The organism is Calditrichota bacterium (assembly GCA_013152715.1).
In the GTDB taxonomy this organism is placed as follows: Bacteria; Zhuqueibacterota; Zhuqueibacteria; order Thermofontimicrobiales; family Thermofontimicrobiaceae; genus 4484-87.
On the sequence record JAADFU010000138.1, the window covers coordinates 1 to 3,387 of the forward strand.

The 3,387-nt window shown below is 47.4% G+C and carries 2 protein-coding genes; both read left to right on the forward strand.

The window, feature by feature from the left end:
* Positions 1-152: 152 nt before the first annotated feature.
* Positions 153-1,862 (forward strand): amidohydrolase, encoded by a 1,710-nt coding sequence (locus tag GXO74_11050; GenBank protein ID NOZ62210.1) that lies wholly within the window; start codon positions 153-155, stop codon positions 1,860-1,862.
* Between the two features lie 84 nt (positions 1,863-1,946).
* Positions 1,947-3,387 (forward strand): T9SS type A sorting domain-containing protein (locus tag GXO74_11055; GenBank protein NOZ62211.1); only part of this gene is annotated, 1,441 nt, incomplete at its 3' end.

Here is a 3,387-nt window from a genome sequence, read left to right on the forward strand (position 1 = left end):
TGGCGTACACTTGGCTATAGTTCTCTTTTCGTAAAAAGCAGATTTTTTTAACAAAAGTGTACCCCACCTGATAGGTGAAAACAGTTCGTACCAATTTGTTAGCGAGGCATCTTTCAATAGATCAGAGCATCAAAAATTTTAAGGAGAAAAATATGCTCAAAAAACTTTCCCTGTGCTTATCCACGTTTTTGATAATTTTTTTGCTTTTTAGCTGTCAGCAAAAATATTCCGGCCCATCAGCTGATCTTGTCATCAAAAACGCTAAAATCGTCACCATTGACAAACAAAACCCTCGCGCGCAGGCTGTTGCCGTGAAAGACGAATTTATCATTGGCGTTGGTTCGGATAAATTTATTGCGCAATTCATCGACCCGGATTCCACAAAGGTCATTGATGCCGGCGGCAGACTTGTCGTGCCCGGATTTAATGACGCCCACGCTCATTTCAATAAAATTGACCCGGATTACATCGATTTGCGTTACATTCGTGATCCGAAGATTATCACTGAGCGCGTCAGGGAGAAGGTGGCGCAGAAAAAGCCGGGCGAATTGATTTACGGAGGCCGCTGGGAACACGAGATGTTTTTCGATAAAAAATGGCCTACCAAGGAATTGCTCGATGAAGTTGCGCCGAATAACCCGGTCGTGCTCAGTCGCGCAGATGGCCATTCGGTTTTGGTGAACAGTTACGTGATCAAACATTCCGGAATCACAAAGGACACGCCCGATCCTTACGGCGGTGAAATCATGCGCGATCCGAAAACCGGCGAACCCACCGGTATTTTTAAAGAATCTGCCAAAGCTTTGCTGAAATACGGAGCAGTGAAACGTGAGCTTTCGCCCGAAGAAAAAGAAGCGCGAGAAATGGCAGAATGGGAGGCGGCGCTGAAAATGGCGGCAAAATTGGGCGTCACCAGCATTCAATATCCCGGCGGCGGAGACCCGGAAATCTTTGAAAAATTCAAAAAGATGGGAAAATTAACCCTCCGCGTGGACATTTCCGGCAGACTGACTGATGACAGAACCCGGCTTCGGAAATATGATGAACTGCGCAAAAAATACCCCCGCGAAAATAATTGGATTCGCTTTGGAATTTTGAAGGGGTTCATGGACGGCACACTTGGTTCGGCGACAATGATGGTTTTCAAACCTTTTGAAGATGATCCGGCTAATACAGGTCTGGCGCAAATGCCTTACGAGGAACTGGAACGAAAAGTTTTGCTGTGCGACTCGCTGGGATTTCAGATCGGCATTCATGCCATTGGACCCAAAGCGAATCGCTGGATTCTCAACGCTTACGAAAAAGCCATTGAAGTAAACGGCAAACGCGACAGCCGCCATCGCAGTGAACACGCGCAGATTTTGACAAAAGAAGACATCCCCCGATTTGCGGAATTGGGCGTGATTGCTTCCATGCAGCCGACGCACTGCATCACGGACAAAAGATTTTGCGAAAAACGAATCGGCAAAGAACGCAGCAAATATGCCTATGCCTGGCGCTCTCTGCTCGATGCCGGAGCAAGAATAGCATTCGGCACTGATTATTCGGTGGAACCGTTGAACCCGCTGGAAGGTCTCTATGCCGCAGTGACGCGAAAAGATCGCGCCGGTGAAGAGGGCGATGGCTGGTTCCCGGAACAAAAACTCACCATGGAAGAAGCGATTGAACTTTACACGGTGGGTTCAGCTTACGCGCAATTCATGGAAGACCGCAAAGGCATGATCAAAAAAGGCTATCTGGCGGACATGGTTATTTTTCACGAAGATTTATTTAATCTGCCTGAAGATAAAATCATGCCGGCGCATGTGGATTATACAATTGTCGGCGGAAAGATAGTTTACCAGCGAGAAATTGAAAATTAAACGGACGAGAAAGATGGGCGTAGCTTCGAATGGCGCATACATCTTTGAAACGCCGGTACATTTATTATGCGGAGAAAGAAAAGAATGACGAAACGAAAAATAGTTGCGCTATCGATTTTGATCCTGATTCTGTGCGCCGGATACGCGGCAGCATCCCACGTGCCCATCAGCGGGAAAATACTTGATCTTGCTACAAATTACAGCGTCCCTTACGCGCAAATTTACGTGACCAATTTGAATACGGGTGCTACGGATTCGGTCAAATCTGATCACCGCGGAAACTGGAATTATGAATTTGTCACCAGCACCGTGGAGGACAATGGTTTTATTCCGGGAAAATTTCAGGTTTCTCCGAACTATCCCAATCCGTTCAATCCTTCCACGCGCGTTAATTTTTATCTGCCCGGCGCCAGCAGTGTGACAGCGGTTGTTCACAATATTCTGGGCGAGACCGTTGAACTGCAAAAAACCGATTTGAGCGCCGGATACCATTCCTTGACCTGGTCAGGAAAGGGGAGTGCCGGCGTTTACTTTTTGACCATCAAGACCAGATTCGGTTCCGCTACGCAGAAAATGACGCAAATTGATCAGCTCAACGGCAGTGGTTTTTCCGGATTTGTAGCTTCGGCCAACACCCGACTTACAAAACCCGCCGGATCAATTCCCGTCAGAATTATTGTGACAAAATTCAGCTATGCGCCGGATACAATCGAAGCGGAAATTCAGGGCAATGAATATTTTGAGATAAAGCTGGAAACACTCCATTCCCGCGCATTAGTCGTGGATTTGCACAATGATATTTTGGAAAAAATGTTGGAGGATTCGGATTATCATCTGGCGGATTTTCATAGTTACAATCATACGGACATTCCGCGCATGAAAATCGGTGGGGTGGACCTCCAATTTTTCGCTGTGTGGGTGAGTCCGACAAGGTATGTAAATCACTATTTTGACACTGCGTTAAGAATGCTCGATATTTTTGACTCTGAAATGGCGCTCAACTCCGATGCCATTGTTCACGCGAATAGTGCGGGCGAAGTACTGTCCATTGTGGCGGACAAGAAAATCGCTGCGGCTATTGGCGTCGAGGGAGGCCACAGCATAGAAAATAAAATCGAAAATTTGATCGCGCTTTACGAAAGAGGCATGCGCTACATGACCATTACCTGGAATAACAGCACGGATTGGGCGGTTTCCGCCAAGGACTCGCGATCCCGGACTGTGGGGTTGAGCGAATTCGGTAAAAAGGTGATTCGCACCATGGATTCGCTGGGCGTCATCATCGATGTGTCGCATACCGGAATAAAAACCATCGAAGATATTTTAGCGGTCACAAAAAATCCCATCGTGGCGACGCACTCCGGCGTGAGAGCTTTGCGCGATCGTTATCGCAATTTGTACGACGACCAGATTGTCGCCATCGCCAACACCGGCGGCGTCATTGGTGTGGTGTTTTATCCTCCATTTTTGAGTTCAACAGGCTACGCCAGCATCGCCACTGTCGCGAATCATATCGATTACATTG